The organism is Streptomyces sp. WG5 (assembly GCF_049974565.1).
Taxonomy (GTDB): domain Bacteria; phylum Actinomycetota; class Actinomycetes; order Streptomycetales; family Streptomycetaceae; genus Streptomyces.
On record NZ_JBNGGC010000004.1, the window covers coordinates 246,721 to 272,798 of the forward strand.

General features: G+C 71.8%; 29 protein-coding genes and 1 pseudogene. 15 read left to right on the forward strand and 15 right to left on the reverse strand.

Features of this window, described 5'->3' with window-relative positions:
• Window positions 1–4 precede the first annotated feature (4 nt).
• Window positions 5–943, reverse strand: coding sequence for a tRNA (adenosine(37)-N6)-dimethylallyltransferase MiaA (gene miaA, locus ACP4IX_RS06275; protein WP_426554949.1), 939 nt, complete (start codon window positions 941–943; stop codon window positions 5–7).
• Between the two features lie 186 nt (window positions 944–1,129).
• Here miaA and ACP4IX_RS06280 point away from each other — a divergent pair, with 186 nt between their 5' ends.
• Entirely contained in the window at window positions 1,130–1,426 is a 297-nt protein-coding gene (locus ACP4IX_RS06280) for a hypothetical protein (RefSeq protein ID WP_426554950.1), read from the forward strand.
• Window positions 1,427–1,450: 24 nt separating this feature from the next.
• On the forward strand, window positions 1,451–1,732 hold the full coding sequence (locus ACP4IX_RS06285) for an antitoxin (protein WP_426521792.1): 282 nt from the start codon (window positions 1,451–1,453) through the stop codon (window positions 1,730–1,732).
• Window positions 1,733–1,910: 178 nt separating this feature from the next.
• On the opposite strand, the gene ACP4IX_RS06290 is transcribed toward ACP4IX_RS06285, so the two are convergent.
• The 4 genes and pseudogenes from ACP4IX_RS06290 to ACP4IX_RS06305 form a co-directional block, all read right to left on the reverse strand.
• Complete coding sequence (locus ACP4IX_RS06290) at window positions 1,911–2,636, reverse strand: class III extradiol dioxygenase subunit B-like domain-containing protein (protein ID WP_426554951.1); 726 nt, start codon at window positions 2,634–2,636, stop codon at window positions 1,911–1,913.
• Window positions 2,637–2,685: 49 nt separating this feature from the next.
• The gene (miaB, locus tag ACP4IX_RS06295; protein WP_426521790.1) at window positions 2,686–4,203 is read right to left on the reverse strand and encodes a tRNA (N6-isopentenyl adenosine(37)-C2)-methylthiotransferase MiaB; all 1,518 of its coding nucleotides are present in this window, start codon (window positions 4,201–4,203) and stop codon (window positions 2,686–2,688) included.
• Window positions 4,204–4,306: 103 nt separating this feature from the next.
• On the reverse strand, window positions 4,307–4,966 hold the full coding sequence (locus ACP4IX_RS06300; RefSeq protein ID WP_426521789.1) for a response regulator: 660 nt from the start codon (window positions 4,964–4,966) through the stop codon (window positions 4,307–4,309).
• 242 nt (window positions 4,967–5,208) lie between these two features.
• Window positions 5,209–6,252: pseudogene (locus tag ACP4IX_RS06305) on the reverse strand (sensor histidine kinase); the annotation flags it as partial.
• Between the two features lie 102 nt (window positions 6,253–6,354).
• Between ACP4IX_RS06305 and ACP4IX_RS06310 the strand changes: the two are divergent.
• Window positions 6,355–6,840: a cation:proton antiporter regulatory subunit gene (locus ACP4IX_RS06310; protein WP_426521788.1), complete on the forward strand. Its 486-nt coding sequence runs from the start codon at window positions 6,355–6,357 to the stop codon at window positions 6,838–6,840.
• Window positions 6,841–6,844: 4 nt separating this feature from the next.
• Window positions 6,845–8,104: a cation:proton antiporter gene (locus ACP4IX_RS06315; protein WP_426521787.1), complete on the forward strand. Its 1,260-nt coding sequence runs from the start codon at window positions 6,845–6,847 to the stop codon at window positions 8,102–8,104.
• 233 nt (window positions 8,105–8,337) lie between these two features.
• On the opposite strand, the gene ACP4IX_RS06320 is transcribed toward ACP4IX_RS06315, so the two are convergent.
• The gene (locus tag ACP4IX_RS06320; protein ID WP_426521786.1) at window positions 8,338–8,751 is read right to left on the reverse strand and encodes a MazG nucleotide pyrophosphohydrolase domain-containing protein; all 414 of its coding nucleotides are present in this window, start codon (window positions 8,749–8,751) and stop codon (window positions 8,338–8,340) included.
• A 108-nt stretch (window positions 8,752–8,859) separates the two neighbouring features.
• On the opposite strand from ACP4IX_RS06320, the gene ACP4IX_RS06325 reads away from it, so the two are divergent.
• Entirely contained in the window at window positions 8,860–9,855 is a 996-nt protein-coding gene (locus ACP4IX_RS06325) for a TAXI family TRAP transporter solute-binding subunit (RefSeq protein WP_426521785.1), read from the forward strand.
• Here the strand turns inward: ACP4IX_RS06325 and ACP4IX_RS06330 are convergent.
• Together ACP4IX_RS06330 and ACP4IX_RS06335 are read right to left on the reverse strand one after the other, a co-directional pair.
• Window positions 9,834–11,318 (reverse strand): HAMP domain-containing sensor histidine kinase, encoded by a 1,485-nt coding sequence (locus tag ACP4IX_RS06330; protein ID WP_426554952.1) that lies wholly within the window; start codon window positions 11,316–11,318, stop codon window positions 9,834–9,836. The two genes, ACP4IX_RS06325 and ACP4IX_RS06330, sit on opposite strands and share 22 nt — an antisense overlap.
• Window positions 11,319–11,327: 9 nt before the next feature.
• Entirely contained in the window at window positions 11,328–12,014 is a 687-nt protein-coding gene (locus tag ACP4IX_RS06335) for a response regulator transcription factor (RefSeq protein ID WP_426554953.1), read from the reverse strand.
• Window positions 12,015–12,302: 288 nt separating this feature from the next.
• Between ACP4IX_RS06335 and ACP4IX_RS06340 the strand changes: the two genes are divergently transcribed.
• The 8 genes from ACP4IX_RS06340 to ACP4IX_RS06375 all read left to right on the forward strand — a co-directional run bounded on the left by ACP4IX_RS06340 (window position 12,303) and on the right by ACP4IX_RS06375 (window position 18,731).
• Window positions 12,303–13,079 carry an amino acid ABC transporter ATP-binding protein gene (locus ACP4IX_RS06340; RefSeq protein WP_426521782.1) on the forward strand — a complete coding sequence of 259 codons (777 nt, stop codon included), beginning with the start codon at window positions 12,303–12,305 and terminating at the stop codon, window positions 13,077–13,079.
• Window positions 13,080–13,217: 138 nt separating this feature from the next.
• Window positions 13,218–14,057: a glutamate ABC transporter substrate-binding protein gene (locus ACP4IX_RS06345; protein ID WP_426521781.1), complete on the forward strand. Its 840-nt coding sequence runs from the start codon at window positions 13,218–13,220 to the stop codon at window positions 14,055–14,057.
• A gap of 84 nt (window positions 14,058–14,141) precedes the next feature.
• Window positions 14,142–14,807, forward strand: a complete 666-nt coding sequence (locus ACP4IX_RS06350) for an amino acid ABC transporter permease (RefSeq protein WP_426521780.1) — start codon at window positions 14,142–14,144, stop codon at window positions 14,805–14,807.
• Window positions 14,804–15,700 (forward strand): amino acid ABC transporter permease, encoded by an 897-nt coding sequence (locus ACP4IX_RS06355; RefSeq protein WP_426521779.1) that lies wholly within the window; start codon window positions 14,804–14,806, stop codon window positions 15,698–15,700. Before ACP4IX_RS06350 ends, ACP4IX_RS06355 begins: the two co-directional genes overlap by 4 nt.
• Window positions 15,701–15,876: 176 nt before the next feature.
• The gene (locus tag ACP4IX_RS06360; protein WP_426554954.1) at window positions 15,877–17,517 is read left to right on the forward strand and encodes an FAD-dependent monooxygenase; all 1,641 of its coding nucleotides are present in this window, start codon (window positions 15,877–15,879) and stop codon (window positions 17,515–17,517) included.
• A 137-nt stretch (window positions 17,518–17,654) separates the two neighbouring features.
• Window positions 17,655–17,726 (forward strand): putative leader peptide, encoded by a 72-nt coding sequence (locus ACP4IX_RS06365; RefSeq protein WP_309544753.1) that lies wholly within the window; start codon window positions 17,655–17,657, stop codon window positions 17,724–17,726.
• 76 nt (window positions 17,727–17,802) lie between these two features.
• Window positions 17,803–18,342 carry a cysteine dioxygenase gene (locus ACP4IX_RS06370; RefSeq protein WP_426554955.1) on the forward strand — a complete coding sequence of 180 codons (540 nt, stop codon included), beginning with the start codon at window positions 17,803–17,805 and terminating at the stop codon, window positions 18,340–18,342.
• On the forward strand, window positions 18,339–18,731 hold the full coding sequence (locus ACP4IX_RS06375) for a rhodanese-like domain-containing protein (RefSeq protein WP_426554956.1): 393 nt from the start codon (window positions 18,339–18,341) through the stop codon (window positions 18,729–18,731). The genes ACP4IX_RS06370 and ACP4IX_RS06375 overlap by 4 nt, the downstream gene beginning before the upstream one ends.
• Window positions 18,732–18,874: 143 nt before the next feature.
• Here ACP4IX_RS06375 and recX read toward each other — a convergent pair whose 3' ends face one another.
• Both recX and recA read right to left on the reverse strand, forming a co-directional pair.
• Window positions 18,875–19,762 carry a recombination regulator RecX gene (recX, locus tag ACP4IX_RS06380; protein ID WP_426554957.1) on the reverse strand — a complete coding sequence of 296 codons (888 nt, stop codon included), beginning with the start codon at window positions 19,760–19,762 and terminating at the stop codon, window positions 18,875–18,877.
• A 3-nt stretch (window positions 19,763–19,765) separates the two neighbouring features.
• Window positions 19,766–20,893: a recombinase RecA gene (gene recA / locus ACP4IX_RS06385; RefSeq protein ID WP_426521774.1), complete on the reverse strand. Its 1,128-nt coding sequence runs from the start codon at window positions 20,891–20,893 to the stop codon at window positions 19,766–19,768.
• A gap of 279 nt (window positions 20,894–21,172) precedes the next feature.
• Here recA and ACP4IX_RS06390 point away from each other — a divergent pair, with 279 nt between their 5' ends.
• Entirely contained in the window at window positions 21,173–21,373 is a 201-nt protein-coding gene (locus ACP4IX_RS06390) for a DUF2191 domain-containing protein (protein WP_426521773.1), read from the forward strand.
• 25 nt (window positions 21,374–21,398) lie between these two features.
• Here ACP4IX_RS06390 and ACP4IX_RS06395 read toward each other — a convergent pair whose 3' ends face one another.
• Window positions 21,399–22,673 carry an AI-2E family transporter gene (locus tag ACP4IX_RS06395; protein ID WP_426521772.1) on the reverse strand — a complete coding sequence of 425 codons (1,275 nt, stop codon included), beginning with the start codon at window positions 22,671–22,673 and terminating at the stop codon, window positions 21,399–21,401.
• A 157-nt stretch (window positions 22,674–22,830) separates the two neighbouring features.
• Window positions 22,831–23,025, reverse strand: coding sequence for a DUF3046 domain-containing protein (locus ACP4IX_RS06400; protein WP_426521771.1), 195 nt, complete (start codon window positions 23,023–23,025; stop codon window positions 22,831–22,833).
• Window positions 23,026–23,106: 81 nt separating this feature from the next.
• Here ACP4IX_RS06400 and ACP4IX_RS06405 point away from each other — a divergent pair, with 81 nt between their 5' ends.
• On the forward strand, window positions 23,107–24,060 hold the full coding sequence (locus tag ACP4IX_RS06405) for a hypothetical protein (protein ID WP_426521770.1): 954 nt from the start codon (window positions 23,107–23,109) through the stop codon (window positions 24,058–24,060).
• A 6-nt stretch (window positions 24,061–24,066) separates the two neighbouring features.
• On the opposite strand, the gene ACP4IX_RS06410 is transcribed toward ACP4IX_RS06405, so the two are convergent.
• The 3 genes from ACP4IX_RS06410 to ACP4IX_RS06420 are packed head-to-tail and all read right to left on the reverse strand — an operon-like array spanning window position 24,067 to window position 25,990.
• The gene (locus ACP4IX_RS06410; RefSeq protein ID WP_426521769.1) at window positions 24,067–24,375 is read right to left on the reverse strand and encodes an AzlD domain-containing protein; all 309 of its coding nucleotides are present in this window, start codon (window positions 24,373–24,375) and stop codon (window positions 24,067–24,069) included.
• Window positions 24,372–25,127: an AzlC family ABC transporter permease gene (locus ACP4IX_RS06415; protein WP_426521768.1), complete on the reverse strand. Its 756-nt coding sequence runs from the start codon at window positions 25,125–25,127 to the stop codon at window positions 24,372–24,374. The genes ACP4IX_RS06410 and ACP4IX_RS06415 overlap by 4 nt, the downstream gene beginning before the upstream one ends.
• The gene (locus ACP4IX_RS06420) at window positions 25,124–25,990 is read right to left on the reverse strand and encodes an AraC family transcriptional regulator (protein ID WP_426554958.1); all 867 of its coding nucleotides are present in this window, start codon (window positions 25,988–25,990) and stop codon (window positions 25,124–25,126) included. Before ACP4IX_RS06420 ends, ACP4IX_RS06415 begins: the two co-directional genes overlap by 4 nt.
• Window positions 25,991–26,078: the final 88 nt, after the last annotated feature.

The window sequence follows — 26,078 nt, forward strand, 5'->3', positions numbered from 1 at the left end:
GTGATCAGGCTGTAACCGGTCGTTCGACCAACGACAGGGCGAGCCCCGGAAGTTCCGTGCGATCCGCCACAGCCCCACTCAACCAGTGCACCCGCGGATCGCGCCTGAACCACGAATCCTGACGGCGCGCGAAGCGTTTGGTGGCACGGACGGTCTCGGCCCGCGCCTCGTCGAGCGTGCATTCACCGGCGAGCGCCGCGAGTACCTGCTGGTAGCCGAGCGCACGCGACGCCGTACGCCCCTCGCGCAACCCCTGCGCCTCGAGGGAGCGCACCTCGTCGACCAGGCCCGCCTCCCACATCAGGTCGACCCGGCGGGCGATGCGCTCGTCCAGTTCGGGGCGCGCCACGTCGACGCCGATCTGCACGGTGTCGTAGACGGAGTCGTGGCCGGGGAGGTTGGCGGTGAAGGGCCTGCCGGTGATCTCGATCACCTCCAGGGCGCGCACGATCCGGCGCCCGTTGCTGGGCAGGATGGCCTGCCCGGCTTCCGGGTCGGCGGCGGCCAGGCGGGTATGCAGCTCTCCCGGGCCCCGTAGTTCCAGCTCCTGCTCCAGCCGGGCCCTGACCTCGGGATCGGTGCCCGGGAACTCCAGGTGGTCGACGGCGCCGCGGACGTAGAGGCCGGAGCCGCCGACGAGGATCGGCCAGCGGCCCCCGGCGAGCAGCGCGTCGATGCGCTCCCGCGCCAGCCGCTGGTACTCGGCGACGGACGCCGTGACCGTCACGTCCCAGATGTCGAGAAGGTGGTGCGGGACGCCACCGCGCTCCTCGGGCGTCAGCTTGGCGGTACCGATGTCCATCCCACGGTAGAGCTGCATGGAGTCGGCGTTGACGATCTCACCGCCCAGCCGCTGGGCCAGGAAGACGCCCAGATCGGACTTTCCGGCCGCGGTGGGTCCGACTACGGCGATGACGCGGGGGGCGGGGGATGCGCTGCTCACCGCACCAGTCTCGCAAACCTCTCGCTCGGCCCTCGAACGAGTTACGTGACGGCGTGGGGCCGGGATCGTTGCCCGTTGCGAGGTTCCCGCGCCCCGGACCACCGGGGCCATGGCCCCGGCCACGCAAACGGACGCACCGGATGCCGCGGGATTTCGCCCGCACGAGTAACCTATGGAGTTGTTGATATGGGCGTTTTTGCACGGCTTTTTCGGAGGTCGAACACCACGGAGGAGGCTTCGGCCGCCGGCACGCCGGCCGCCGGCACCCCGGAGTCCGGGCCTGCGGCGGAGGAGAACGCGGCGGAAGCCGCGGTCACATCCGACGCCGGCCCCCGGAACACCACTCGGCCCGCGGAGGCCGACGAGGCCACCGACGCTGCGGACTCCGCCGACTCCGCCGACGCGGACAGTGTCGGCATCCCCAAGCAGCAGTCCGCCGGGGAGGCCGTCGACAACGAGGCCGACAAGGGCGCCCGCACCTGACTGCCCCGTGAGGGAAGGCGAACCATGGGTCTCCTGGACAACTTGAAGGCCAAGCTGGGACCGGCCAAGGGCAAGGTCTCCGACCTCGCGCAGCAGCACGGGGACAAGATCGACCGCGGTCTCGACAAGGTGGCGAGGACCGTAGACGAGAGGACCAAGGGCAAGTACAGCGACCGGATCCAGACGGGTACGGGCAAGGCCAAGGGCGCCATGGACCGCCTCGCCCACAAGGACGCCGGAGGAACGGACAAAAGCGGCGGCACACCGGGCGCCGGCCCGCCGGCCGGGCCGCCTCCGGCTTCCTGACCCGCGCTCTTCGGGGCACCGGCGGGTCACCGGCACATCGGCGGACGGTCACGAGCGGCTCAGCTCCGGACCGTCCGCCGGCTCGCACCGGGACGCCGTCCCACGGCCGCGCCGCCGCCGTCCTCCGACGCCGTGCCGACCTCGCTGCCCGCCCCGCCGACGGCCGTTCCCGCCCCGGCTACGACCAGGTGGCCGCGACGTACCCCACCCCGTACGGCGCGTCCTCGTACAGCAGCGTGCCGACGAGGTCCGTGCCCTCGGCCGCGCCCGCCAGCACCTGCCAGGGCGCCCGGCCGGACACCTTGAGCTCGCGGGCCAGCGCGACGTCCAGCGCCGCGAGAGCCGCCACGTCCGCCGCTCCCAGCGCACGCCCCACCTCCGCGTCGAAGGGCGCCGCCCGCTCATCGAGGTATCCGGGGGCCTTGAGCGTGCGGCACGCACTGGCGTCGCCCAGCACGAGCAGGGCCACCCGCCCGGCCCGAGCGGCGACGTCCCGTCCGACGGCGGCGCAGCGCCCGGCGGGGAAGGCCTCCCCCACGCCGATGCCCTCGACGGGGGCGTCGGCCCACCCGGTCCGTCCGAGCAGCCAGGCGCCCACGGCCGGCCCGTACGGCAGCCGGGGCCCGCTCTGCTCCCCCGGCGCGCGGTCCGGGCCCAGGCTCACCTCCAGGTCCACGCCGAAGCCGCGGAAGGAACCCCGCGCGCCCTGCGGGTAGGCCTCGAGCCCGGCGTCGGCCCCGCTACCGGGACCGACGACCACGAGCCGGTCGGGCCGGGCGGCGGCGAGCACGCCCAGCGCGTCCGTGCACGCGGCACGCACGGCGTCCATTTCGGGTGCGGCACCCGCGGCGACCTCCGGCACGAGGAGCGGCGGACAGGGGCAGACAGCGGCGGCGACAAGCATGATCGGCAGCGTAACCCCGCGCCGCCCTCCGTGGCCGCCCGGCCTGCGGTCAGTCGCAGCCGCAGCCGCTCGCCACGGCGGGCTGGGGCTCGGGAGCGCCGATCTTCGGCAGGCCCAGCATCACACCCACGGGCTTGGCCCGCTCGGCCTCGTTGCGCTTCTCCCAGGCGTCACCCGCGCGCGTGCGGCGCACACCGAGCACCTCGCCCTCGGCGAGGAGGTGGTGCGGAGCGGCGTAGCTGATCTCCACCGTCACCACGTCGCCCGGCCGGACCTCCTGGGCGGGCTTGGTGAAGTGCACCAGGCGGTTGTCGGGGGCACGGCCGGAGAGGCGGTGGGTGGCGCCGTCCTTGCGGCCCTCGCCCTCGGCGACCATCAGCTCCAGGGTGCGGCCGACCTGCTTCTTGTTCTCCTCCCAGGAGATCTCCTCCTGGAGGGCGACGAGACGCTCGTAGCGCTCCTGGACGACCGCCTTGGGGATCTGGTCGTCCATCTCGGCGGCCGGGGTCCCGGGCCGCTTGGAGTACTGGAAGGTGAAGGCCTGGGCGAACCGGGCCTCGCGCACCACGTGCAGGGTCTGCTCGAAGTCCTCCTCGGTCTCGCCGGGAAAGCCCACGATGATGTCCGTGGTGATCGCCGCGTGCGGGATGGCGGCGCGCACCTTCTCGATGATCCCCAGGTAGCGCTCCTGCCGGTAGGAGCGGCGCATCGCCTTCAGCACCGGGTCGGAGCCGGACTGGAGCGGCATGTGCAGCTGCGGCATCGCGTTGGGCGTCTCGGCCATGGCGGCGATGACGTCGTCGGTGAAGTCGCGCGGGTGCGGGGACGTGAACCGGACGCGCTCCAGGCCGTCGATGCTGCCGCAGGCGCGCAGCAGCTTGCTGAAGGCCTCGCGGTCGCCGATGTCGGAGCCGTAGGCGTTGACGTTCTGCCCGAGGAGGGTGATCTCGGAGACACCCTCGGCGACCAGGGCCTCGATCTCGGCGAGGATGTCACCGGGGCGCCGGTCCTTCTCCTTGCCGCGCAGCGCCGGGACGATGCAGAAGGTGCACGTGTTGTTGCAGCCGACGGAGATGGAGACCCAGGCCGCGTACGCGCTCTCGCGCCGGGTCGGCAGCGTGGACGGGAACGCCTCCAGGGACTCGGCGATCTCGACCTGCGCCTCCTCCTGCACACGGGCGCGCTCCAGCAGGACGGGCAGCTTGCCGATGTTGTGCGTGCCGAAGACGACGTCCACCCAGGGCGCCCGCTTCACGATGGTGTCGCGGTCCTTCTGCGCCAGGCAGCCGCCGACCGCGATCTGCATCCCGGGCCGGCTCGCCTTCCTCGGGGCGAGGCGGCCGAGGTTGCCGTACAGCTTGTTGTCGGCGTTCTCCCGCACGGCGCAGGTGTTGAAGACGACCACGTCCGCGTCGCCGTCGGCCCCCTCGGGGGCGCGGACGTAGCCCGCGTCCTCCAGCAGCCCGGACAATCGCTCGGAGTCGTGGACGTTCATCTGGCACCCGTAGGTGCGTACTTCATAGGTGCGTGTGCCGCCCACTGACTGGCTCCGGTCGATGCTGCTCATGGCCCTAAGGGTAGGCGGTCGGCGGCGATGGCCCCGGCCGCCTGTGGACAACCGGGGCCGAGGCCGGTCAGGACTGGTCGGAGCTGATGGCCGTCTCCCGTGGTCATGGCTCGATGAGGCCCGCGCGGATCGCGTACCGGGTGAGTTCCAGGCGGTCGCGGACGCCGAGCTTCTGGAGGAGGTTGGCGCGGTGCCGTTCGACGGTCTTGGCGCTGATGAACAGCAGCTCACCGATCTCCTTCGAGGTGTGGCCCTCGGCGACGAGCTTGAGGATCTCCTCCTCGCGTTCCGTGATGGGCCGCTCGGGCAGGCCGTCCCCACTGTGCAGGCGGTCCAGGTAGGACCGGACCAGGGCCCGCTCGGCGCCCGGGTAGATGAACGGCTCGTCGCGTACGGCCGCCCTGCACGCCTCGACCAGGTCGCGGTCGGCGACGGATTTGAGGACGTAGCCGCAGGCACCGGCCTTGAGAGCCTCGAAGAAGTACTGCTCGTTGTCGTACATGGTCAGGATGAGGATGCGCAGCTCGGGCAGGCGGCGGGAGAGTTCGCGGGCCGCCTGGAGGCCGGTCATGCGGGGCATGGCGACGTCCAGGACGGCGAGGTCGACCTCGGTGGCCCGCGCCGCCGCGACGGCCTCGGCGCCGTCCCCGGCCTCGGCGACGACGGTCAGGTCCGGTTCGCCGTCCAGGATGAGGCGCACTCCGCGGCGCACGAGGGTGTGGTCGTCGGCGAGCAGGACGCGGATCGGGGGCCGGGCGGACATCAGGGACGGTCTCCGGTCCGGTCTGCGGAACGGTCCCCGACCGCGTCCCCGGCCCGGTCCACGGACTCGGTCCCGGCCGCGTCCCCGGCCCGGACCACGGGCCCGGTACCGGCCACGCCCACGGCCCGGACCACGGACCGCGCCCCCGTCTCGTCCCCGGCCGGGTTTCCGGTCGGCCCCCCGATTCCGCCGCGGGCTCGGTTTCCGCTCGGCGCCCCGAACGCGCCCTCGGCTCGGTTCCCGGTCCGGTCCCCCCGCGGGACCGGGACGCGCAGGCGTACGTCGGTGCCCCGTCCGGGGGCGGGTTCGAAGTGGATCTCGGCTCCTATCAGCAGGGCCCGTTCACGCATGCCGCGGATGCCGGCGCCCTCGGGGGCCTCGCCGAGGCCGGTGCCGTTGTCGCGTACGAGCAGTTCGACGCCGGCGGGCAGCGGGCGGAGGCTGAGCTCCGCGCGGTCCGCGGCGGCGTGGCGGGCGGTGTTGGTCAGGCCCTCCTGGGCGACCCGGTAGATCACGAGTTCCGCATCCGGGCCGAGCGGGGGCAGGTCGCCGGGGACATGGTGGTGGACGGTCAGCCCGTGGTGGGTGAACTCGGCGGCGAGCGAGCGCAGGGCGCTGGCGAGACCGAGCTCCTCCAGGACGCCGGGGCGCAGACGGCGGGCGATGCGGCGGATCTCGTCGAGACCGGCCCGGGTGGCCTCCTGTGCCAGGGACACCTCCTCGCGCAGCTCCCTGGGCACCCGGTCGGCGACACGCTTGAGCTGGAGGAGGACGGCGGTGAGGGTCTGGCCCACCTCGTCGTGGAGTTCACGGGCGATGCGGTGGCGTTCGCGTTCCTGGGCCTGCAGCGCGCGGCCGGCGCCCGCGGCGCGCTCTGCCTGGAGCCGGTCCAGCATCGTGTTGTACGTCGCGATCAGCTGGGCCGCCTCGGCCGGCCCGGCGACCGCGGGGCGGGCCCCGGGCACCAGCAGGTCGGCGGTGGCCATGGCCCGGCCGAGCCGGTGCAGCGGGGTGAGTCCTATGCGCAGGACGACCGCGTTGCCGGCCAGCAGCGCCGCGAGGCCGGCCAGCAGTACCAGCGCCTCGCCGGCCAGGACGGGCGTCGACACGGTGACCGGTCCCAGCAGCAGCGCGGTGGCGACGACCAGGCCCGCGGCGTTGAGCAGGAAGATCCGCCAGAACAGCGACACGGTCCTCTTCCCGCTCCTCCCGGCCTTCGTGCACGACACCGCCGCAACCACCTTCGCCGCCCGGACCCGGCTGCGTATATCCGTCACGACACCCATATCGCCACCGTACGTGTGGATGACAGCATGGCGAGGTCGCGAGCACGTCACGTACGTGCGCGAAGCGAAGCAAGAGATGCAGGACGAATGAGGGGAAAGCTCGTGTCAGCTCCACGCCTGAGGGCGACGCCGCTGCCGGGTATCGGGGTCCAGTACGACCTGGTGACCCGCGAACACCGCCATCTGTCGGTGGTGGCACACCGCGACGGCGCCCGAACGGTGAACGTGTACCGGGCCGACGACCCCGATTCCTGCGCGCACTCGCTCCGCCTGGCCGCATCGGAGGCGGGCGCGCTGATCGACGCGCTGAAGCCGTCCCACCACAGCGCGAACCTGCTCTACACCACGGATCTGGGGCTGGTCGCCGAGCGTATCGAGGTGGCCGCCACATCCCGCTGGAACGGCCGGCTGCTGGGCGAGACGTGCATGCGGACCGAGACCGGCGCGTCGATCGTCGCGGTGCTGCGGCGGGCCGAGGCCATCCCGTCGCCGGCGCCGGACTTCCGTCTGGTGGGTGGTGACACACTGATCGTCATCGGCACCCGCGAGGGCGTCGACGCGGCCGCGACGATACTCGGGCAGGAGTGAGCCGGTGCACTCCGCGGTTCTGCTGATCGAGTTCGGTTCCATCATCCTGGGGCTCGGGCTGCTCGGCCGGTTCGCCGGCCGGTACCGGCTCTCCCCGATCCCGCTCTATCTGCTGGCCGGTCTGGCGTTCGGCGAGGGCGGGCTGCTGCCGCTGGGCGCGAGCGAGGAGTTCGTCGCCATCGGCGCCGAGATCGGCGTCATCCTCCTGCTGCTGATGCTGGGCCTCGAGTACACGGCCGGTGACCTGGTCACCAACCTCAAGTCCCACTATCCGGCCGGCCTCGTCGACTGCGCGTTCAACGCGGTGCCGGGCGCGGTGGCCGCACTGCTGCTGGGCTGGGGCCCGGTGGCCGCCGTCGTGCTCGCCGGGGTGACGTGGATCTCGTCGTCCGGTGTCATCGCCAAGGTGCTCGGCGATCTCGGCCGCGTCGGCAACCGGGAGACCCCGGTGATCCTGAGTGTGCTGGTCCTGGAAGACCTGGCGATGGCGGTGTACCTGCCGATCGTCACGGCCCTGGTCGCCGGTGCCGGGCTGATGACCGGGAGCATCACGCTGGCGGTCGCGCTGGCCGCGGCGGGGCTGGTGCTGTTCGTGGCGGTGCGCTACGGCCGTCTGATCTCGAGGTTCGTCTCCAGTGACGATCCGGAGAAGCTGCTGCTGGTGGTGCTGGGTCTGACGATCCTGGTCGCCGGTGTCGCGCAGCAGCTCCAGGTGTCGGCCGCGGTGGGTGCGTTCCTCGTGGGGATCGCGCTGTCCGGCGAGGTCGCGGAGGGCGCGCACACGTTGCTGAGCCCGCTGCGGGACCTGTTCGCCGCGGTCTTCTTCGTCTTCTTCGGACTGCACACCGATCCGGCCAGCATTCCCCCGGTCCTGCTGCCCGCGCTCGCGCTGGCGCTGCTCACCGCCGTGACGAAGATCGCCACCGGGTACTGGGCGGCGCGGCGCGCGGGGATCTCCGTCAAGGGCCGCTGGCGCACGGGCGGCGCGTTGGTGGCCCGCGGCGAGTTCTCGATCGTCATCGCGGGCCTCGCCGTCTCGGCCGGCATCGAACCGTCCCTGGGCCCGCTGGCCACGGCCTACGTCCTCATCCTGGTCATCCTCGGCCCCCTCACCGCCCGCTTCACCGAGCCGCTGGCGACCCGTCTCTTCCGTCGCCGCGACCATCCCGACCGCCCCGCCGGCCCTGCCGACGGGGTCGGTGGGACCGGCGGGGCCGCTGGGACGCCTCGCACGGCGGGGGCGGAGGCGTCGGTGGGCGACTGACCCCACCAGGGCCGGCGTTCGGCGCCGGACCGACACGACCCCGGTACACAGGTGCCGGGGTCGTGGCACGTCGACGTCGCCACCTCGCGCAGCCGGAGGCGGGCGGTGCGGGCCACCACGTCGATGCGCCGTCCCTGTCCCGCCGTACGACGTGACGACCTACGGCATGGCAGGCCGCGGGACAACGTCGCGGCCCCGGACCGCTCCGCGCACCCCTGTCAGACGCCCGGGGTCTACGGTGTCTCCGCCGTCCCCGGCGCCCACCCCTGCCGGCGCAGTACGCCCGGCACGTCCGGAGCCTCGTAGTGCTCGCCCTTGAGGACCTTGCCGTCGGCTCTGCGGCTGGCCCGGCCGTCGGGGCCCAGCTTGGTCATGTTGGAGCGGTGGACCTCGGCGATCACCGCGTCGAGGTCGATGCCGTGGACGAGAGCCGTGCCGTACGCGACGTAGACCACGTCGGCCAGTTCGTGCGCGAGCCGGTCGAGCGGGCCGGCCACCGACACCTCGGCGACCTCCGCGGCTTCCTCGGCGAGCAGCTCGGCTCTGTGGGCGGCCAGGTCGGGCGAGACCTCGGTCGGAGTGGTGCGGGCGTCCAGCCCGAAGGCGAGGTGGAAGGCGCGGACCAGGTCGGCGGGCGAGGAGCTCATGTCGACGACTGTAGCGAGCGCCACCGACAACCGGCCCCGCGCGCCCGAGCGGTCGCCGTGTGAGCGCGGCCCTGGTCAGTGGGGTTGCGGACTGGCAGGATCGCGTCCATGTCCACGCTGCTCTCCCGTATCGGCAGGCGCCGGGCCGTGCGGGGCGCCGTCGCCGGTGCCGTCGCCCTCGGTCTGCTGCTGTGGTGGCTGCTGCCGCTGGGCGAGAGGCCGCCGGGCGGCACGGTCACCTTCAGCACGGGCACCCGCGCGGGCGTCTACCAGAAGTACGGCGAGCTGCTGCGCACCGAGCTGCGCAAGGACATGCCGGGTCTGGAGGTGCGGCTGACGACCAGCGCGGGTTCGCAGGAGAACGTCGAGCGGGTGGCGTCCGGCGAGGCCGACTTCACGATCGCCGCGGCCGACGCGGTGGAGACGTACAAGATCGCCGGCCGTCCCGGCGCCGAGGAGCTGCGCGGCGTCACCCGTCTCTACGACGACTACGTGCAGCTCGTGGTGCCGGGCGACTCGGACATCCAGTCCGTCGCCGACCTGCGCGGCAAGCGAGTGGCCATCGGGCTGCCGAACTCGGGCGTACGGCTGATCGCCACCCGGCTGCTGAAGGCCGTGGGCATCGACCCGGAGGAGGACATCACGCCCCGGGCGGACGGGATCGACACCGGCCCCGGGCGGCTGGGCGACGAGCTCGACGCGCTCTTCTGGTCGGGTGGGGTGCCGACGGACGGACTCAGGCAGATCGCGGAGACCTCCGCCTTCCGGTTCGTACCGATCGGTGAGGACCTCGTCACCGAACTGCACGAATCCGGCGGCGCGACCCGCTACTACCGCACCACCAACATGCCGGAGTCGGCCTACCCCACCGTGCAGAACGGCGCGGTGGTGCCCACGATGGCGGTGTCCAACCTGCTGGTGACCCGCGCGGACATGGATCCGCGGCTCACCGAGTGGCTGACCAGGACGGTGCTCGACAGCCGCGACGGCATCGGGGCGACCGTGCACTCCGCGCAGCTGGTGGACCTGCGTACCGCGATCTACACCGCCCCGCTGGAGCTGCACGAGGGCGCCCGGCGCTACTACCGGTCGGTGAAGCCGTAGGGCTGCTCCGGCTCCTTCCACGCACCCGGCTCCTTCCGCGCACCCGGCTCCTTGGGCACGCCCGGTCCCGACCTCGGCACCGTGACCGTCACCTCGAGGCCGTGCGGTTCGTGGTGGCCGAAGGAGATCGAGCCGTCGCCCGCCGCGAGCAGTGCCCGGCAGATGGACAGGCCGAGGCCGGAGCCCTTGATGTTCTGGTGCCGGCCGCTGCGCCAGAAGCGGTCACCCACGCGCGCGAGTTCCTCGTCGGTCAGCCCGGGACCGTTGTCGGTGACGACGACGGTCGCGGCTTTGCCGGTGGACGCCACCGTGACCCGGACGGTCTCGTCGACCGGCGTGAACTTCAGCGCGTTGTCGATGACCGCGTCCAGGGCGCTGGACAGCGTCACGGGGTCGGCCCAGCCCGTGGTCGGTGGGCAGTCCCCCACCAGCCGTACGCCCTTGGCGTCGGCCGTCGGGGACCAGGCCGCCAGCCGTTCGGCGGCCAGCGCGCCGATGTCGGTGACCTTCAGGTCGGCCTGGCTGTGCTCGGCCAGTGCGAGGTCGAGCAGGTCGTCCAGGACCCGGGCCAGGCGTTTGCCCTCGGTCTGGACGGAGGCGATCTCCTCGTTGCCCTCGGGGAGCTCCAGGGCGAGCAGTTCGATGCGCAGCAGCAGTGCCGCGAGGGGATTGCGCAGCTGGTGCGAGGCGTCGGCGACGAAGGCGCGCTGTTGCTCCAGCACGTCCTCCACGTGGTCCGCCATCTCGTTGAAGGACCGGGCCAGGCGTCTGAGTTCCGGCGGTCCCCCGGCCGGCGCGACCCGGGACTTGAGCCGCCCGGTGGCGATGTCGTGGGTGGTGGCGTCCAGCACGCGTACGGGTCTGAGCACCCAGCCCGTCAGCCGGAGCGCGGCGCCCACGGCGAGCAGCATCGCGGCGACCTCTCCGGCGCCGATGACCAGCCAGCCGTGCAGGGTGCGCGACCGCATCGAGTCGGTGGGCGAGTCGGTGACGACGACCGCGACCACGTCCCCGTCCCGGATGACCGGCGAGGCGACGACGAGCCGGCCGTCCTCCCAGGGCCACACCTGCTGCGGGTCGTGGCTGCGGCGGCTGAGCAGCGCCTCGTCGAAGGAGTCGCGGACCTCGCCGGCCTGGGGCAGGAACCAGGTCGTGGGCGCGTTGGCCATCGGAATGTGGTTGCGGTAGAAGACGCCCGCCTTGATGCCGTACACCTCGTAGTAGCTGATGAGTTCGGTCTGCAGGGTCTCCAGGCGTTCGTCCGTGGTCGTCCGCCGCGAACCGCCCGGCACGTCCTCGGTGACGAACTGGGCGAGCGCGGCGAAGCGCGCCGTGTCGTCTATGCGGTCGATGACGACCTTCTGCTGTTCCGCGCGGGCGACGCTGACGCCGAGCGGAACGCCGAGTGCGAGCAGTACGGCCGCCATCAGGACGATGAGCAGCGGGAGCAGACGCGTGCCCACCCGGCCCCGCTATCCGGTGGGGGCGACGAGGCGGTAGCCGACGCCGCGGACGGTCTCGATGAGCGCCGGCATGCGCAGCTTGGCGCGCAGGGAGGCGACGTGCACCTCCAGCGTGCGCCCGGTCCCCTCCCAGCTGGTGCGCCAGACCTCGCTGATGATCTGCTCCCGGCGGAAGACCACCCCGGGGCGCTGCGCGAGCAGGGCGAGGAGGTCGAACTCCTTGCGGGTGAGCTGGACGGCCGAACCCTCCACGCTGACCTGACGCGTCGACAGTTCGATGCGCACCGCTCCGAGGCGGACCACGGCCTGGGCGCTCCCCGGGGCGTCCTCGTGGGCGGTGCGCCGGCTGACGGCGTGGATGCGGGCGAGCAGCTCGCCGGTGTCGTACGGCTTGACCACGTAGTCGTCGGCGCCGAGGTTGAGGCCGTGGATGCGGGAGCGGACGTCCGCGCGGGCGGTGACCATGATGACCGGAGTGCTCGTGCGCTTGCGGATCTTGCCGCAGACCTCGTACCCGTCCTGGTCGGGCAGGCCGAGGTCGAGCAGGACGACGCCGAAGCAGTCGCCTTCGGGGACGAGTGCCTGGAGTGCCTCCTCGCCGCTGCGCGCGTGGGTGACGTCGAAGCCGTGCCGCGCGAGGATCGCGGACAGGGCGGCGGCTACGTGGTTGTCGTCCTCGACGAGCAGCAGTCTCATCCGGGCCTCCTTCGGTTCATCGGCCGTACGCCTGACGTGGGTAGAAAGACGCGTGCACGCACGCGTGCACCTTGTGCAGTGACGCTGATGGAGGGGGACGGCGTCAAGAGGGTTCCGGTTGCGGCCGCTCGAAGTTATCCGGCCGATATGCACCCTGCTCACAAGTGCTACGACTCGTGTCCGATTGCTATCGGATCGTGATGCTCAGATTCCCCTCAGATGTAGAGACGCAGGTCGTTCGGCGTTACTACTGTCCTCCGAAACCGAGGAGGACGGAGCCCGAGAGCGATGACCAAAGTATCGGTGGCCAAGGAAGATGTGGCCGCGACCGGCGAACTGGTCGTCCTGAAGAGTGTCAACAAGCACTTCGGCGCGTTGCACGTGCTCCAGGACATCGACCTGACGATCACCCGCGGCGAGGTTGTCGTGGTCATCGGGCCCTCCGGGTCCGGTAAGTCCACCCTGTGCCGCACCATCAACCGCCTGGAGACCATCGACTCAGGATCGATCGCGATCGACGGCATGCCGCTGCCCGCCGAGGGCAAGGAGCTCGCCAGGCTCCGGGCCGACGTCGGCATGGTTTTCCAGTCCTTCAATCTCTTCGCGCACAAGACCGTGCTCGAGAACGTCACCCTGGGCCAGATCAAGGTCCGCAAGGCCGACGCCAAGACGGCCGAGGAGAAGGCCCGCGCCCTGCTCGACCGCGTCGGCGTGAGCGCCCAGGCGGACAAGTACCCCGCGCAGCTCTCCGGCGGTCAGCAGCAGCGCGTCGCCATCGCGCGGGCGCTGGCCATGGACCCGAAGGTCATGCTGTTCGACGAGCCGACGTCGGCTCTCGACCCCGAGATGATCAACGAGGTGCTGGAGGTCATGCAGCAGCTCGCCCGCGAAGGCATGACCATGATCGTGGTCACGCACGAGATGGGCTTCGCCCGGTCGGCGGCCAACCGCGTGGTGTTCATGGCGGACGGCCGCATCGTCGAAGAGGCCACGCCGGACCAGTTCTTCAGCAACCCGCGCAGTGACCGCGCCAAGGACTTCCTGTCGAAGATCCTGCACCACTGACGCTCCCGGCGCGGCCCCGGCGTACCGCGCCGCCCGCCCTGGCGGCCCACCCCCGTCGGCCGCATCCGATCACTTGATCCCTCTGATCGTCCGATCGCAGTTCGATCACAGCTCGATCACAGCCAAAGGATGTCCACCATGAAGCTCCGCAAGGTCACCGCCGCCTCGGCCGCCGTGTTCGCCCTCGCCCTCACCGCCACCGCGTGCGGCTCCGACGACGGAGACGACAGCAGCTCGTCCGGTGGTGGCGACAAGAAGATCACCATCGGCATCAAGTTCGACCAGCCGGGCCTCGGCCAGAAGACCCCGGACGGTTACGAGGGCTTCGACGTGGACGTCGCCACGTACGTCGCCAAGAAGCTCGGCTACACCGAGGACCAGATCGAGTGGAAGGAGTCGAAGAGCGCCGACCGCGAGACCATGCTGCAGCGCGGCGACGTCGACTTCATCGCCGCGACGTACTCGATCACTCCCAAGCGCGAGGAGAAGGTCGACTTCGCCGGCCCCTACCTGCTGGCCCACCAGGACGTGCTGATCCGCGCCGACGACGACACGATCAAGTCGCCGGAGGACCTGAACGACGCGAAGCTCTGCTCGGTCACCGGCTCGACCTCGGCGCAGAACGTCAAGGACAAGCTGGCGCCCAAGGCGCAGCTGCAGCCGTACCCGACCTACTCGGCCTGTCTGCCCGGTCTACAGAACGGCGCCATCGACGCGCTGACCACCGACGACTCGATCCTCGCCGGTTACGCCGCGCAGTCCCAGTTCAAGGGCAAGTTCAAGCTGGCCGGCTTCAAGATGACCAACGAGAACTACGGCATCGGCGTCAAGAAGGGCAGCGACCTCAAGAACAAGATCAACGACGCGCTCGAGGCCATGTACGCCGACGGTGCCTGGGAGACGGCCGTGAAGGACAACTTCGGCCCGGCCAACTACAAGAACGAGCCGGCGCCGAAGATCGGCGACGTCAAGAGCTGAGGCCGGGCCTGACAGGGTGCGCCGTCCTCCGGAAGGGGCGGCGCACCGGGGCGGGCATCCCTACACGCGGAAGCGCGGGAGATCGTGTTCGACTTTCTTCAGGATTACGACCTGCTGGAGGCCTTCTGGACGACAGTGCAGCTCGCTGTACTCTCGGCCGTCGGCTCCCTGATCTGGGGCACCATACTGGCCGCCATGCGGGTCGGACCGGTGCCGTTGATGCGCGGTTTCGGGACCGCGTACGTGAACATCGTACGGAACATCCCGCTGACCGTGATCATCCTGTTCACCTCGCTGGGCCTCAACCAGACGCTGGGAGTGTCCCTCGGCGCGAACGACGTCGAGACGATCAACTTCCGCCTCGCCGTCCTCGGCCTGATCCTCTACAGCTCGTCCTTCGTGTGCGAGGCGCTGCGCTCCGGCATCAACACCGTGCCGGTCGGGCAGGCGGAGGCGGCCCGGGCGATCGGGCTCAGTTTCGGTCAGGTGCTGGGGCACGTCGTGCTGCCCCAGGCGTTCCGCTCGTCCGTCGTCCCCTTGGCGAACGTGCTGATCGCGCTCATCAAGAACACGACGGTGGCGGCGGCCATCGGTGTCGCCGAGGCGGCGCTCCTGATGAAGGAGATGATCGAGAACGAGGCACAACTGCTGTTGATCTCCGCGGTCATCGCCTTCGGTTTCGTGGTTCTGACGCTGCCGACCGGCCTGATTCTCGGCTGGGTGGGCAAGAAGGTGGCGGTGAAGCGATGAGTTCCGTTCTCTACGACGCCCCGGGCCCCCGGGCCAAGCGGCGCAACGTCGTCCTCACGGTCGTCTTCCTGGTCGCCCTCGCGGCCCTGCTGTGGTGGGTGTTCGGCACACTCAAGGACAAGGGCCAGCTGGAGTGGGCCCTGTGGGAGCCGTTCTTCTCCGGCTCCGAGGCGTGGTCGACCTACATCTGGCCGGGCCTGGAGAACACGCTGAAGGCGGCTGCCCTCGCGATGGTCATCGCGCTGCCGCTCGGCGCGGCCCTCGGCATCGCCCGGCTCTCGGACCACGTGTGGGTACGCGTGCCGGCCGCGGTCGTGGTCGAGTTCTTCCGGTCCATCCCCGTGCTGGTCCTGATGATCTTCGGCCTCGCGCTCTTCGCCGAGTACACCAGCGTCAGCTCGGACGACCGTCCGCTGTACGCGGTGGTCACGGGCCTGGTGCTCTACAACGCCTCCGTCCTCGCGGAGATCGTCCGGGCGGGCATCCTCGCCCTGCCCAAGGGCCAGTCCGAGGCGGCGCTGGCGATCGGCCTGCGCAAGGGCCAGCTGATGCGGACCATCCTCCTGCCGCAGGCGGTCACCACGATGCTGCCGGCCATCGTCAGCCAGCTCGTCGTGATCCTGAAGGACACCGCGCTCGGCGGCGCGGTCCTGACCTTCCCCGAGCTGCTCGCGTCGGCCAACACGATGAGCGGCTACTACGGTGCCAATGTGATCGCCAGCTTCACCGTGGTCGCCGTCCTCTTCATCGCGCTCAACTTCCTCCTCACCAGTTTCGCGAGTTGGCTGGAGCGGAGGCTGCGGCGGGCCAAGAAGTCGACCGGTGCGGTACTCAAGGCCGACGACGCCGGCGTCGCCGGATCCGACGCGACCGGCACCGCCGGAAACACCTGACACTCGGTCACCTCGTAGGACCATCGACGGAGGCAGTGGCGTGATCGCCACTGCCTCCGTCGCTTGACGCGGGCGGCGGCAATAGGTTGCATACGTTCTGTGACCGTGCACCCCGCTCCAACGTCCTGTTCACCTGCGTCCCCCGGGACACCGCCACGGGCAGGGGGCACCGCACCGTGGATCCGGTGATCATCGCCGGAGCGGGGCCCGTCGGGCTCACGCTCGCCCTGGCGCTGGCGCGGCAGGAGGTGCCCTGTGTCGTCCTCGACGAAGGGCCCGGCAAGGACGAACCGCGTCCGGCACGCACCGTCGTCCTGCGCGAGGACGCCGTCGCCCTCGTCGAGCGGCTGACCGGCACACCGCTGACGGGACTCGGGCTCCGTTGGGCCGGATGGCGGTCGATGCGGCGCAAGCAGGTGACGCGCGAGGTCGGTTTCGGCGAGACCGACCCGGCGCCGCTGCACATCGCCCAGCACGAGCTGACCGGCGTCCTGCGCACGGCGCTCTCCCACGAGCCGCTCGTCAGGATCGCGTCCGGCAGCCGCCTGGACGGCATCGAACAGGAGACCTCCGGCGTCACGGCCCACACCCGCGGCCCCAGCGGCACCTGGTGGCGCGGCAGTTACCTGGTCGGCTGCGACGGCCCCCGCTCGACCGTCCGCAAGCTCCAGGACATCCGTTTCCCCGGCCGTACGGCGGTGGAACGCTACGCCGTGGCCGCACTGCGCACGGAACTCCCGTGGACCGACGAGGCGTTGCTCCACCGGGTGCCGCCGTGGCGCACGTCGGGCCCGACGGCCGGCGAGATCGTCGGCCGACCGCTGCCGGAAGGCGTGTGGCGTCTGGACTGGCTGCTGCCCCCCGGCAAGGACCTGGTCACGCCCGAACTGCTGGTCAACCGGGTCCGCGAGACCCTCACCGGCTGGGCCGGCGGGTCGCCCCCGTCGTACGAACTCCTCGACACCGGAGTCCACACCGTCCACCACCGGCTGGCCCGCCGCTGGCGGGCGGGCCGCGTGCTCCTCGCCGGGGACGCGGCCCATCTGCTGGGCGCGCTGGGCACGCAAGGGCTCGAGGAGGGGCTGCTGGACGCCGACAACCTCGCCTGGAAACTGGCCCTGGCCTGGCATCACGGGCCGCGCGAGGCACTGCTCGACAGCTACGAGCAGGAGCGGCGCACGGCGATCGCCGCACGACTGCGCGCCGCCGACCAGGTACTGCCGCTGCTGCGCGGCGGCGGGGGCCTGCGTTCCTACGTCCCCGGCTCGTCCCGCGGCAACGACGCGCTGCTCGCGGACGGTCACCTGGGGCGTGGAGCGCTGGGTGCGCCGGGGACGTACGCCGACTCGCCGCTCGCGCCCGGGCAGCTCGCCGGGGAGGTGCCGGTCGGCACACCGCCCGGGGTGCCCGTCGTCGACGTGCGGGTCACGGCGGAGGACGGCACGTTCGTACGGTTGCGCGACCGGCTCGGGCGCGGGGCGTTGCTGGTGCTGCTGATCGCGCCGGGCACGGGTGTCTGGGACCGCAAGCACTGGGTGACCGCCGGGATCATGCCCCGGCTGGCGGCGGCGGTGACGGCGCTGCCCCACCACGCCGAGCTGCTGGTCGCCGAGGCCTATCCGGGGGCCGCCGCCCACACGGTGCTGCTGGTGCGGCCCGACGGTCACCTGGTCACGGCGCTGAACGGGGTGCGCCCGGCCGACCTGTACGCGGCTGCGGAGGCGGCGGTGGGCGGGGCGGTGGCGGCCACGCAAGGCACCGCCGCCACGGAGAAGGAGGCGGGGGCGGGGGCGGGGGCCGCGGCCGGGCCCCGCTGACCGGCCGTCCGGGTGTTCGCCGGTGGCTCTGGCTCTTGCTGCCGGCTGCCGCCTGCGGCCCGGCGTGTCCGTAGGGTGACGGTGAGTTGACCGGCCCACACCGCCATGGTCTACTCCGAATCGTGACCGACACCTGTGTGCGCCTGTGGCGGAGGGTCCATATGGACCTCGTCCGCTATGCGGGCTGCGTGTGTCGCCCGTCCTGCTGAATTCGCATCACTTTCTTCGTGCGCGCCGCTCGGTTCGGCGCCGCGCGCCCTCGCGAAATCCACCGGACGGTAACTCGTGTCTGTCTCTTCCCCCGCTCCTGCGCGTTCCTCCGCGGCCACGGCCGCTCCCACGCATGCCGAGCTCCTCGACTTCGTACGGCGTACGGCCGCCGACGCCGAGCTGATCGCCACCCTCCCCCTCGATCCGAAGGGCCGTACCTGGGTGCGGCTGACCGGACCGGGCGGCAGCGAGGCCTGGCTGATCGGCTGGCCGCCCGGCACCGGCACCGGCTGGCACGACCACGCCGAGTCCGTCGGCGCCTTCGTGACCGCCGCGGGTGAGCTCACGGAGAACGCACTCGCCGCCCGGCTGCCTGCCGACGGCTGGAAGACCCTGGAACTCACCGACGGCGTGGACCGGGAACGCCGCCTGCCCGCCGGTGAGGGACGCGCCTTCGGCCGGCACCACGTGCACGACGTACTCAACGCGTCACCCGACCGGCACGCGGTCTCCGTACACGCCTACTACCCGCCCCTGCCGCAGATCCGCCGTTACAGCCGCAGCGGCCAGACCCTGCGCCTGGAGCAGGTCGAACGTCCGGAGGACTGGCAGTGAGCGAGCCGATCGGAATCGACGTTCTGCTGGAGCAGGTGCGCAGCGGTTACCGGCGCATCGCACCGCGCGCGGCGTACGACGCCGCCGAGGCCGGCACGGCGCTGCTGGTCGACATCCGGTACGCCGCCCTGCGCGAGCGGGACGGCGTGCTTCCGGGCGCCCTGGTGATCGAACGCAACGAACTGGAGTGGCGCCTGGACCCGCGGGGCAGCCACCGCCTGCCGGAGGCCACGGGCCATGACCTGCGCGTCGTCGTGGTGTGCGACGAGGGCTACGCCTCGAGCCTGGCGGCGGAGTCCCTGCACCGCCTGGGTCTGCGCCGGGCGACCGATCTGATCGGTGGGTTCCAGGCGTGGCGGGCGGAGGGCCTGCCGGTGGCCGTTCCCTGACCGGCCGTCCACGGAACGCCGCAGGCAGGTGTGGACCCGGCTGTCGCCGCCGTTGACGAACCCGGCCCCGCCTCTCGGCCCGGGCGCCGTTCCGTCGGTCCGGGCACCCCCGTCGCGTCACCCGGCACGGGCCGGGCGCCGGGTCAGAATCCCTCGTCGCCGAGGAACTCGGTGTCCTCGCCCTCCTCCTCCAACGCCTGACGGACCACCCGCAGGGCCAGACCCTCGGGGTAGCCCTTGCGGGCCAGCATGCCCGCGAGGCGGCGCAGCCTCTTGTCACGGTCCAGGCCACGGGTGGCGCGCAGCTTGCGGGCGACCAGCTCGCGCGCGGTCTCCTCCTCCTGCTCGGAGTCCATCTGTGAGACCGCTTCGTCGATGAGCGTGGCGTCGACGCCCTTGGTCCGCAGCTCCCTGGCGAGGGCTCGCCGGGCCAGCCCGCGGCCGTGATGCCTGGACTCCACCCAGGCCTCCGCGAAGGCACTGTCGTTGATCAGGCCGACTTCCTCGAACCTGGACAGCACCTGCTCGGCGGCCTCGTCCGGGATCTCCCGCTTGCGCAGCGCGTCGGCGAGTTGCTTGCGGGTGCGCGGGGTCCCGGTGAGCAGGCGCAGGCAGATCGCCCGTGCCTGCTCGACCGGGTCCCGCGGAGGCTCCCCCTTCTCGGCCCTCGACGAGGAAGTGGCACCTCCGTCCTCGGCGGACGACTCCCCACGCCCGCGCCGCGGGCGTCCCCGTCCGCCGCCCGTTCCACGGCCCCGTCCGCCTCCGCGACGCACCCCGCCGTCACCGCGACGCGCCCCGCCGCCGTCGGGCGGACCCGCGTCGTGCGGGTCCTCGGCACCGTCCGGCGCGAAGGGGTCCGCGGTCCCGTACGCGACGGCGGACAGGCCCGTCTCGTACGGGGCCGCCGCCACCCCGTACGCGCCGCCGTCCATCCCGGCGGAGCCTTCGTCTCCCGGTCTCCCCCGCTCGCGCTCCCGCGAGGCGTTGTCCGGGTAGGCGTACTCGGCCCAGTCGGTTCGTCGTGTCACGGGTCAGCTCTTGGCTGCCGCGGCCTTGGACTTGGTGGCCTTGGCCGTCGCGGGGGCGGGCACCGCCGGTGCGGCGTCGGCCGGGGCGGCGGAGGCGGCGCCGTCCGCGCCCGGCTCGGTGGCCGGCTCCTCGGGACGCACGCCGACGCCCAGCTTCTCCTTGATCTTCTTCTCGATCTCGTTGGCCAGGTCGGGGTTGTCCTTCAGGAAGTTGCGCGCGTTCTCCTTGCCCTGGCCGAGCTGGTCGCCCTCGTACGTGTACCAGGCGCCGGCCTTGCGGACGAAGCCGTGTTCCACGCCCATGTCGATCAGCCCGCCCTCGCGGCTGATGCCCTGGCCGTAGAGGATGTCGAACTCGGCCTGCTTGAAGGGCGGCGCGACCTTGTTCTTGACGACCTTGACGCGGGTGCGGTTGCCGACCGCGTCGGTGCCGTCCTTCAGGGTCTCGATGCGTCGGATGTCGAGTCGCACCGAGGCGTAGAACTTCAGCGCCCGGCCACCGGTCGTGGTCTCGGGCGAGCCGAACATCACACCGATCTTCTCGCGAAGCTGGTTGATGAAGATCGCGGTGGTCTTGGACTGGTTGAGCGCGCTGGTGATCTTCCGCAGGGCCTGGCTCATCAGGCGGGCCTGCAGACCGACGTGGCTGTCGCCCATCTCACCCTCGATCTCCGCGCGCGGCACGAGGGCTGCGACGGAGTCGATGACGATGAGGTCGAGGGCGCCGGAGCGGACCAGCATGTCCACGATCTCCAGGGCCTGCTCACCGTTGTCGGGCTGGGAGAGGATCAGGTTGTCGATGTCGACGCCGAGCTTCTTCGCGTACTCGGGGTCGAGGGCGTGCTCCGCGTCCACGAACGCGACCTGGCCGCCGGCCTTCTGGGCGTTCGCCACCGCGTGCAGGGTCAGGGTCGTCTTGCCGGACGACTCGGGACCGTACACCTCGATGACTCGGCCACGCGGCAGGCCGCCGACGCCGAGGGCCACGTCGAGCGCGGTCGACCCGGTCGGGATGACCTCGATGGGCTCCTTCGACCGGTCGCCCATGCGCATGACCGCGCCCTTGCCGAACTGCCGTTCAATCTGTGCGAGCGCGGCGTCCAGGGCCTTCTCGCGGTCGGTTCCTGCCATGGGTTCCACCCGGTTTGCTTGATTCGATCGCTTCACGTCAAAGACGCTAATGCCTGCCACTGACAATCCACCCTGATGCGGGCCCGGCCTGTGGATAACTCGGGCACTCATCAGCCCAAACCCAGTCGAATCACCCGTCACGAGCCTCGCCAGAGCCTCCATGAGAATAGATGTTCGATTTTGGTGTCAAGCGCACCACGCGGCACTTCCGAGCGTACGTCTGCCGGGCCGCCGGTCGGGTGACTAAAGTGCGCGTGCGACGTGGAGGAGGGGGACACCATGGCCCAGGTCAGTATCAGTCTCGACGCCGAACTGGTGGTGGAGGTGATGGTCCTGGCGGGCATCGGCTCGCCGCAGGACGCCGTCGAGGCGGTGGTGCGGGACTACATCGCCCGCGGCCACCGCACGGAGACCCGCACCGAGTTCAAGGACCGGAACCTGCGCGAGGTCGACGCCAAGCCGCAGGAACCACAGGGCTGAGCCCCCCAGTCGGCGTACCGGCCCCTCAGGAGGGGCCGCCGCCGTCTCCGGCCCCTCCCGTCCCGGGGCGTCCCGGCTCCGACCGCCGGGCCCAGAGTTTCCGCAGGCGGGTGGGTGCCCCGGACCCCGACCGGCGGTTGCGCCGCCCGTGGACGCGAGGATCGTCCGTGACGTCGTAACGCTTGACGTACGCCCCGAGGAACGCCTGCAGCGTGGCGATCGCCGGGATGGCGATCAGCGCGCCGACGGCACCGAGCAGGGCGGCGCCCGCGACGACCGAGCCGAAGGCGACCGCCGGGTGGATGTCCACGGTCCTGGACGTCAGCTTGGGCTGCAGTACGTAGTTCTCGAACTGCTGGTAGATCACCACGAAGATCAGTACCCACATCGCGTACCACGGGTTGACCGTGAAGGCGATCAGCATGGGCAGAGCGCCCGCGAGATAGGTGCCGATGGTGGGGATGAACTGCGACACCAGGCCCACCCACACGGCGAGCGCGGGGGCGTAGGGAACCTCCAGGACCTCCAGCAGGATGTAGTGCGCGATGCCGGAGACCAGCGCCATCAGGCCGCGCGAGTACAGGTAGCCGCCGGTCTTGTCCACGGCGATCTCCCACGCGCGCAGGACCTCGGCCTGCCGGGCGGGGGGCAGGACGGAGCAGAGCGCGCGCCGCAGCCGGGGCCCGTCGGCGGCGAAGTAGAACGAGAACAGCAGGACCGTCAGCAGCTGGAAGAGGCCGCCGAGGACCTGGGCGGACACGTCCAGGACGCCGGTGGCGCTGTTCTGCACGTAGTTGCGCAGCCAGTCGGAGCGGAGCAGGCCTTCTTGGATGTCCACCCGTCTCAGCTCGGTGTGGAAGTGGCCGTTGACCCAGTTGATCACGGAGTCGAGGTACTCCGGGAAGTCCTCGACCATCTTGACGATCTGCCCCGCGAGCATGGAGCCGAGCAGCGTGACGAACCCCGCGGAAGCGATCAGCACGGCGAGGAAGACGAGGAAGGTGGCCAGCCCGCGGCGCATGCCGCGCCCGGCCATCCAGCTCACCGCGGGTTCGATGGCGAGAGCCAGGAAGAACGCGATGAGGATGTTGATCAGCAGGCCGGTGAGCTCGTGGAAGGCCCAGCTGCCCAACTGGAAGACGGCGATGAGCGAGAGGGCCAGGACCATCGCGCGCGGCAGCCAGCGCGGCATGCGTGCACCCGGCCCGGCGGTGCCACCGGCCGGGGGCCCGGTGGGCGGCGTAGTACCGGTCGGGGATGCGTGCCGGGTCGCCTGCCCGGTCTCGTCAGTGGGTGCCACGGACCAAGTCTCGCCCACGCCACCGGCAGCGGAGTCACGTCCGGTGGTCTTCCCGACGGTTCAGTTGTTCCTGTGGCACGCTCACGACCGATGAGCGCTGTTCCTGTGACCCGCTCCTGAACGACCCGCGCTCTTCCTGCGGCACGCTCGTGAACGATCAGCGGTGCTCCTGCGGCACGTTCATGACGGTGCAGACCACCCGCCACACGTCCTTGGCGTCCCAGCCCGCGTCCAGCGCCTCGTGCACCGTACGCCCGCCCAGCTCCGCCATCACGTGATCGCGCGCGAAGGTGTCGGCGTACCCCGGACCGAAGTGATCCGTCATCCGCTCCCAGAAGACCGTCAACCGCATGACTCCAGTATCCCGCTCCTGAGAGTGGGCCCTGAGCCGGGACCGCGTGCCGGGACCGCCTTTCGGCCTACGGTCTGACCCATGGCCGAAGACCGGAGCTCCTCCACTGCCCCGACGCCCCCGACGCCCCCCGCGCACTCACCCCTCGCGCGCGCGGAGCGCTTCGTCTGGCTCACCGCACGCGTCCTGGAGCAGCGTCTCTTCGCGTACCACTTCCGCGGCGGCGACGCCGCTGCGGTGGAGACCGCGCTGGACGCCTACCGCAACGAGGACGGCGGATACGGTCACGCGCTGGAGCCCGACCTGCGCGGCCCGGTCAGCCAGCCGCTGCACACCGCGCACGCCCTGCGCGTCCTGGATGCCGTCGGGAGCTGCGGCGGCCAGCGCGTGGAGCGGATGTGCCGCTATCTGACCTCCGTGTCCACTGCGGACGGTGCCCTGCCGGCGATCCATCCCAGCCAGCGGGGATACCCGGCGGCGCCCTTCGTGCCGGTCGTGGACGACCCGCCCGGCGAGCTCCTCGCCACCGGTCCGGTGGTCGGACTGCTGCACCGCAACGAGGTCTGGCACGCCTGGCTGTTCCGGGCCACGGACTTCTGCTGGCAGGCGGCCGAGTCACTGGCGACCTCTCACCCGTACGAGGTCGAGGCCGCCGTGGCCTTCCTGGACGCCGCCCCCGACCGCCCGCGCGCGGAGGCGGCGGCCGACCGGCTGGGCCGCCTGGTGCGCCGGCAGCGCCTCGCGGTGCTGGACCCGGACGACCTCGGCGCGTACCCGGTCTCCCCGGGCTACGCTCCGGGCGAGCACCACTTCCCGCACGACTACGCGAGGAACCCGCGCTCCCTCGCGCGCGCGTGGTTCACGGACGACGAGATGGCCCGCTCGCTCGACTTCCTCGCGTCGGAGCAGGAGGACGACGGCGGCTGGCCCGTCCGCTGGCGCCACTGGGCACCCGCCCCGACGCTGGAAGCCCGCCCCGCGGTGACACTGGAGGCCCTGCGCACGCTCCGCGCGTACGGCCGTTGCCTGGGCTGACCCGGCTCACCCGCCCACGGCCCGCACCCCCGCCGTCACCACCACGGCCGCCATGACGACGAGCAGGAACGGCGCCCGCAGCAGCAGCGCCACGGCAGCCGCGGCGACTCCCGCGGCCCGCGCGTCCATCACAAGTGCCTGCCCGTCGGCGAAGGTCTGCTGGGCGGTGAGCGCGGCCAGGAGGGCGACGGGCAGCAGAGCGGCGAGCCGCTGGACCAGGGGCCGCTCCAGAGCACCCACGGGCACCAGCAGCCCGAGGAGCTTGACGGCGTAGCAGCCCACCGCGGTCACGCCGACGGCGATCCAGACACTCACCGCTCCTCCTCCCGGGCGGACCGCGCGGAGTCCTCGGCACCACGGCTCCCGTGGCGCCCCTGTGCCCACAGAACGACCGGTGCCGCCAGCGCGGCCGCCAGGACGGGCACACCGGCGGGCAGCACAGGCAGCAGACCGAGCCCCAGAAGGACGGCCAGGGCGGCGACCGCCCGCTCGGTGGCGGTCTTCAGCATCGGCGCGAGGAGCGCCAGGAAGACCGCGGGGCCGGCGGCGTCGAGCCCCCAGGCGTCGGTGTCCCCGATGGCCTCCGCGCCCAGCGCACCGAGCAGTGTGGTGAGGTTCCACAGCAGATACAGGGAGATCCCGGTGACGGTGAACCCGATCCGGACACCGCGCCGCGTGGGCTGTGCGAGGGCCACGGCCGTCGTCTCGTCGATGACCCACTGCGCGGCGAACGGCCGCACCGCGCGCGGGAGGGCCAGCAACTGCGACAGCCGCAGCCCGTAGAAAGCGTTGCGCACGCCCAGGAAGAAGGCCCCCGCCGCGGCGGTGAGCGGGTTGCCGCCGGCGGCGAGCGCCCCCACCAGCGCGAACTGGGAGGCCCCGGTGAACACCAGGAGACTGAGCGCGCACGTCTGCATCAGTGTCAGTCCGCTGCCGGCCGCGGTCACCCCGAAGGCGAACCCGGAGAGTCCGACGGCGACTCCGACCCCGAGGGCCTCCCGTACGACGGCGGCGTCCGGCTTGTCTCCGACGACGCCCGTGCCGGGAGCAACTGTCTGTTCTGTCACGCCTCGGACGGTAGGAGACGCCGCCGCCGCGCGTCTTGTACGTTCTTGCGCTCCCGCTGGTAGGCACCGGGCGGCACGCCCACGATCCGCGCGAAGTGCCGGTTCAGGTGCGGCTGGTCGGTGAAGCCCACGGCGACGGCGGCCTCCGAAGGCGTCGTACCGGCGTCCAGCAGCCGCCGTGCCCAGCGTATCCGGGCGTCCGTCAGCCAGGTGTGGGGCGGCATCCCGTACGCATCCCGGAAGGCGCGCAGCAGTGCGAACGGGCTGCTCCCGAGCTCCGCGGCGAGCCGCGCCAGACTCGGCGGATCGGCCATCCGGTCCTCCAGCACGGCACGCGCGCGTGCCGCGACCCGGGTTCCGGCCGTCCGCACCTCCCGCCGCGGCAGCGGGCCGCCGTTCAGCCGCAGCAGCCGGGTCACGGCCACCCGCAGCAGGGTGTCGGCGGCGAGCGCGTCCCCCTCGTCGGCGGCCCGCAGCACGCGGTGCACCAGCTCGACGGTGTACGGGTCGTCGAGCACCGGCCGGACGAACCCGGGAGTCCCGCGCAGCGTGGTCGTCTCCGCCGCTATGTCGGCCACCAGCTCGGGCGCTGGATAGACGGCCCCGTACTGCCACCCCTCCGGCCCTCCGGCCCGGCCCGTGTGCGGTGTGTCCGGATTGACCAGGGCCAGCGATCCCGCCCCGGCGTACTGATCGCTCCCGCCGTGGTGGAAGACGTCCACTCCGGCGGCGATGGCGGCGATGACGAAGTGCTCGTGCGTGTGGCGCACGAAGGTTTTCCGTATGTACCGGGCCCGCAGCAGATCGACGTCGGGCAGATCCGTGTACCGCCAGTGCCGTGCCCGTTCTCCCGATGCCGCCATGCTCCTATTCTCCGCCACCGGTGACCGGCCTCCGGGGCTCTGCCCCCGGGGAGCGGCTCCCGGCCGGTGCCCGGCCCCGGAGCGGTTC

Bases quoted from the DNA above. Each gene is read 5' to 3' on its own strand.
- ACP4IX_RS06340 (WP_426521782.1), top strand. From the start codon at position 12,303: ATGACCAAAGTATCGGTGGCCAAGGAAGATGTGGCCGCGACCGGCGAA.
- ACP4IX_RS06355 (WP_426521779.1), top strand. From the start codon at position 14,804: ATGAGTTCCGTTCTCTACGACGCCCCGGGCCCCCGGGCCAAGCGGCGC.
- ACP4IX_RS06405 (WP_426521770.1), top strand. From the start codon at position 23,107: ATGGCCGAAGACCGGAGCTCCTCCACTGCCCCGACGCCCCCGACGCCC.
- ACP4IX_RS06345 (WP_426521781.1), top strand. From the start codon at position 13,218: ATGAAGCTCCGCAAGGTCACCGCCGCCTCGGCCGCCGTGTTCGCCCTC.
- ACP4IX_RS06335 (WP_426554953.1), bottom strand. From the start codon at position 12,014: ATGAGACTGCTGCTCGTCGAGGACGACAACCACGTAGCCGCCGCCCTG.
- ACP4IX_RS06285 (WP_426521792.1), top strand. From the start codon at position 1,451: ATGGGTCTCCTGGACAACTTGAAGGCCAAGCTGGGACCGGCCAAGGGC.
- recA (WP_426521774.1), bottom strand. From the start codon at position 20,893: ATGGCAGGAACCGACCGCGAGAAGGCCCTGGACGCCGCGCTCGCACAG.
- ACP4IX_RS06300 (WP_426521789.1), bottom strand. From the start codon at position 4,966: ATGTCCGCCCGGCCCCCGATCCGCGTCCTGCTCGCCGACGACCACACC.
- ACP4IX_RS06390 (WP_426521773.1), top strand. From the start codon at position 21,173: ATGGCCCAGGTCAGTATCAGTCTCGACGCCGAACTGGTGGTGGAGGTG.
- miaB (WP_426521790.1), bottom strand. From the start codon at position 4,203: ATGAGCAGCATCGACCGGAGCCAGTCAGTGGGCGGCACACGCACCTAT.
- ACP4IX_RS06325 (WP_426521785.1), top strand. From the start codon at position 8,860: ATGTCCACGCTGCTCTCCCGTATCGGCAGGCGCCGGGCCGTGCGGGGC.
- ACP4IX_RS06420 (WP_426554958.1), bottom strand. From the start codon at position 25,990: ATGGCGGCATCGGGAGAACGGGCACGGCACTGGCGGTACACGGATCTG.
- ACP4IX_RS06320 (WP_426521786.1), bottom strand. From the start codon at position 8,751: ATGAGCTCCTCGCCCGCCGACCTGGTCCGCGCCTTCCACCTCGCCTTC.
- ACP4IX_RS06400 (WP_426521771.1), bottom strand. From the start codon at position 23,025: ATGCGGTTGACGGTCTTCTGGGAGCGGATGACGGATCACTTCGGTCCG.
- ACP4IX_RS06290 (WP_426554951.1), bottom strand. From the start codon at position 2,636: ATGCTTGTCGCCGCCGCTGTCTGCCCCTGTCCGCCGCTCCTCGTGCCG.
- ACP4IX_RS06280 (WP_426554950.1), top strand. From the start codon at position 1,130: ATGGGCGTTTTTGCACGGCTTTTTCGGAGGTCGAACACCACGGAGGAG.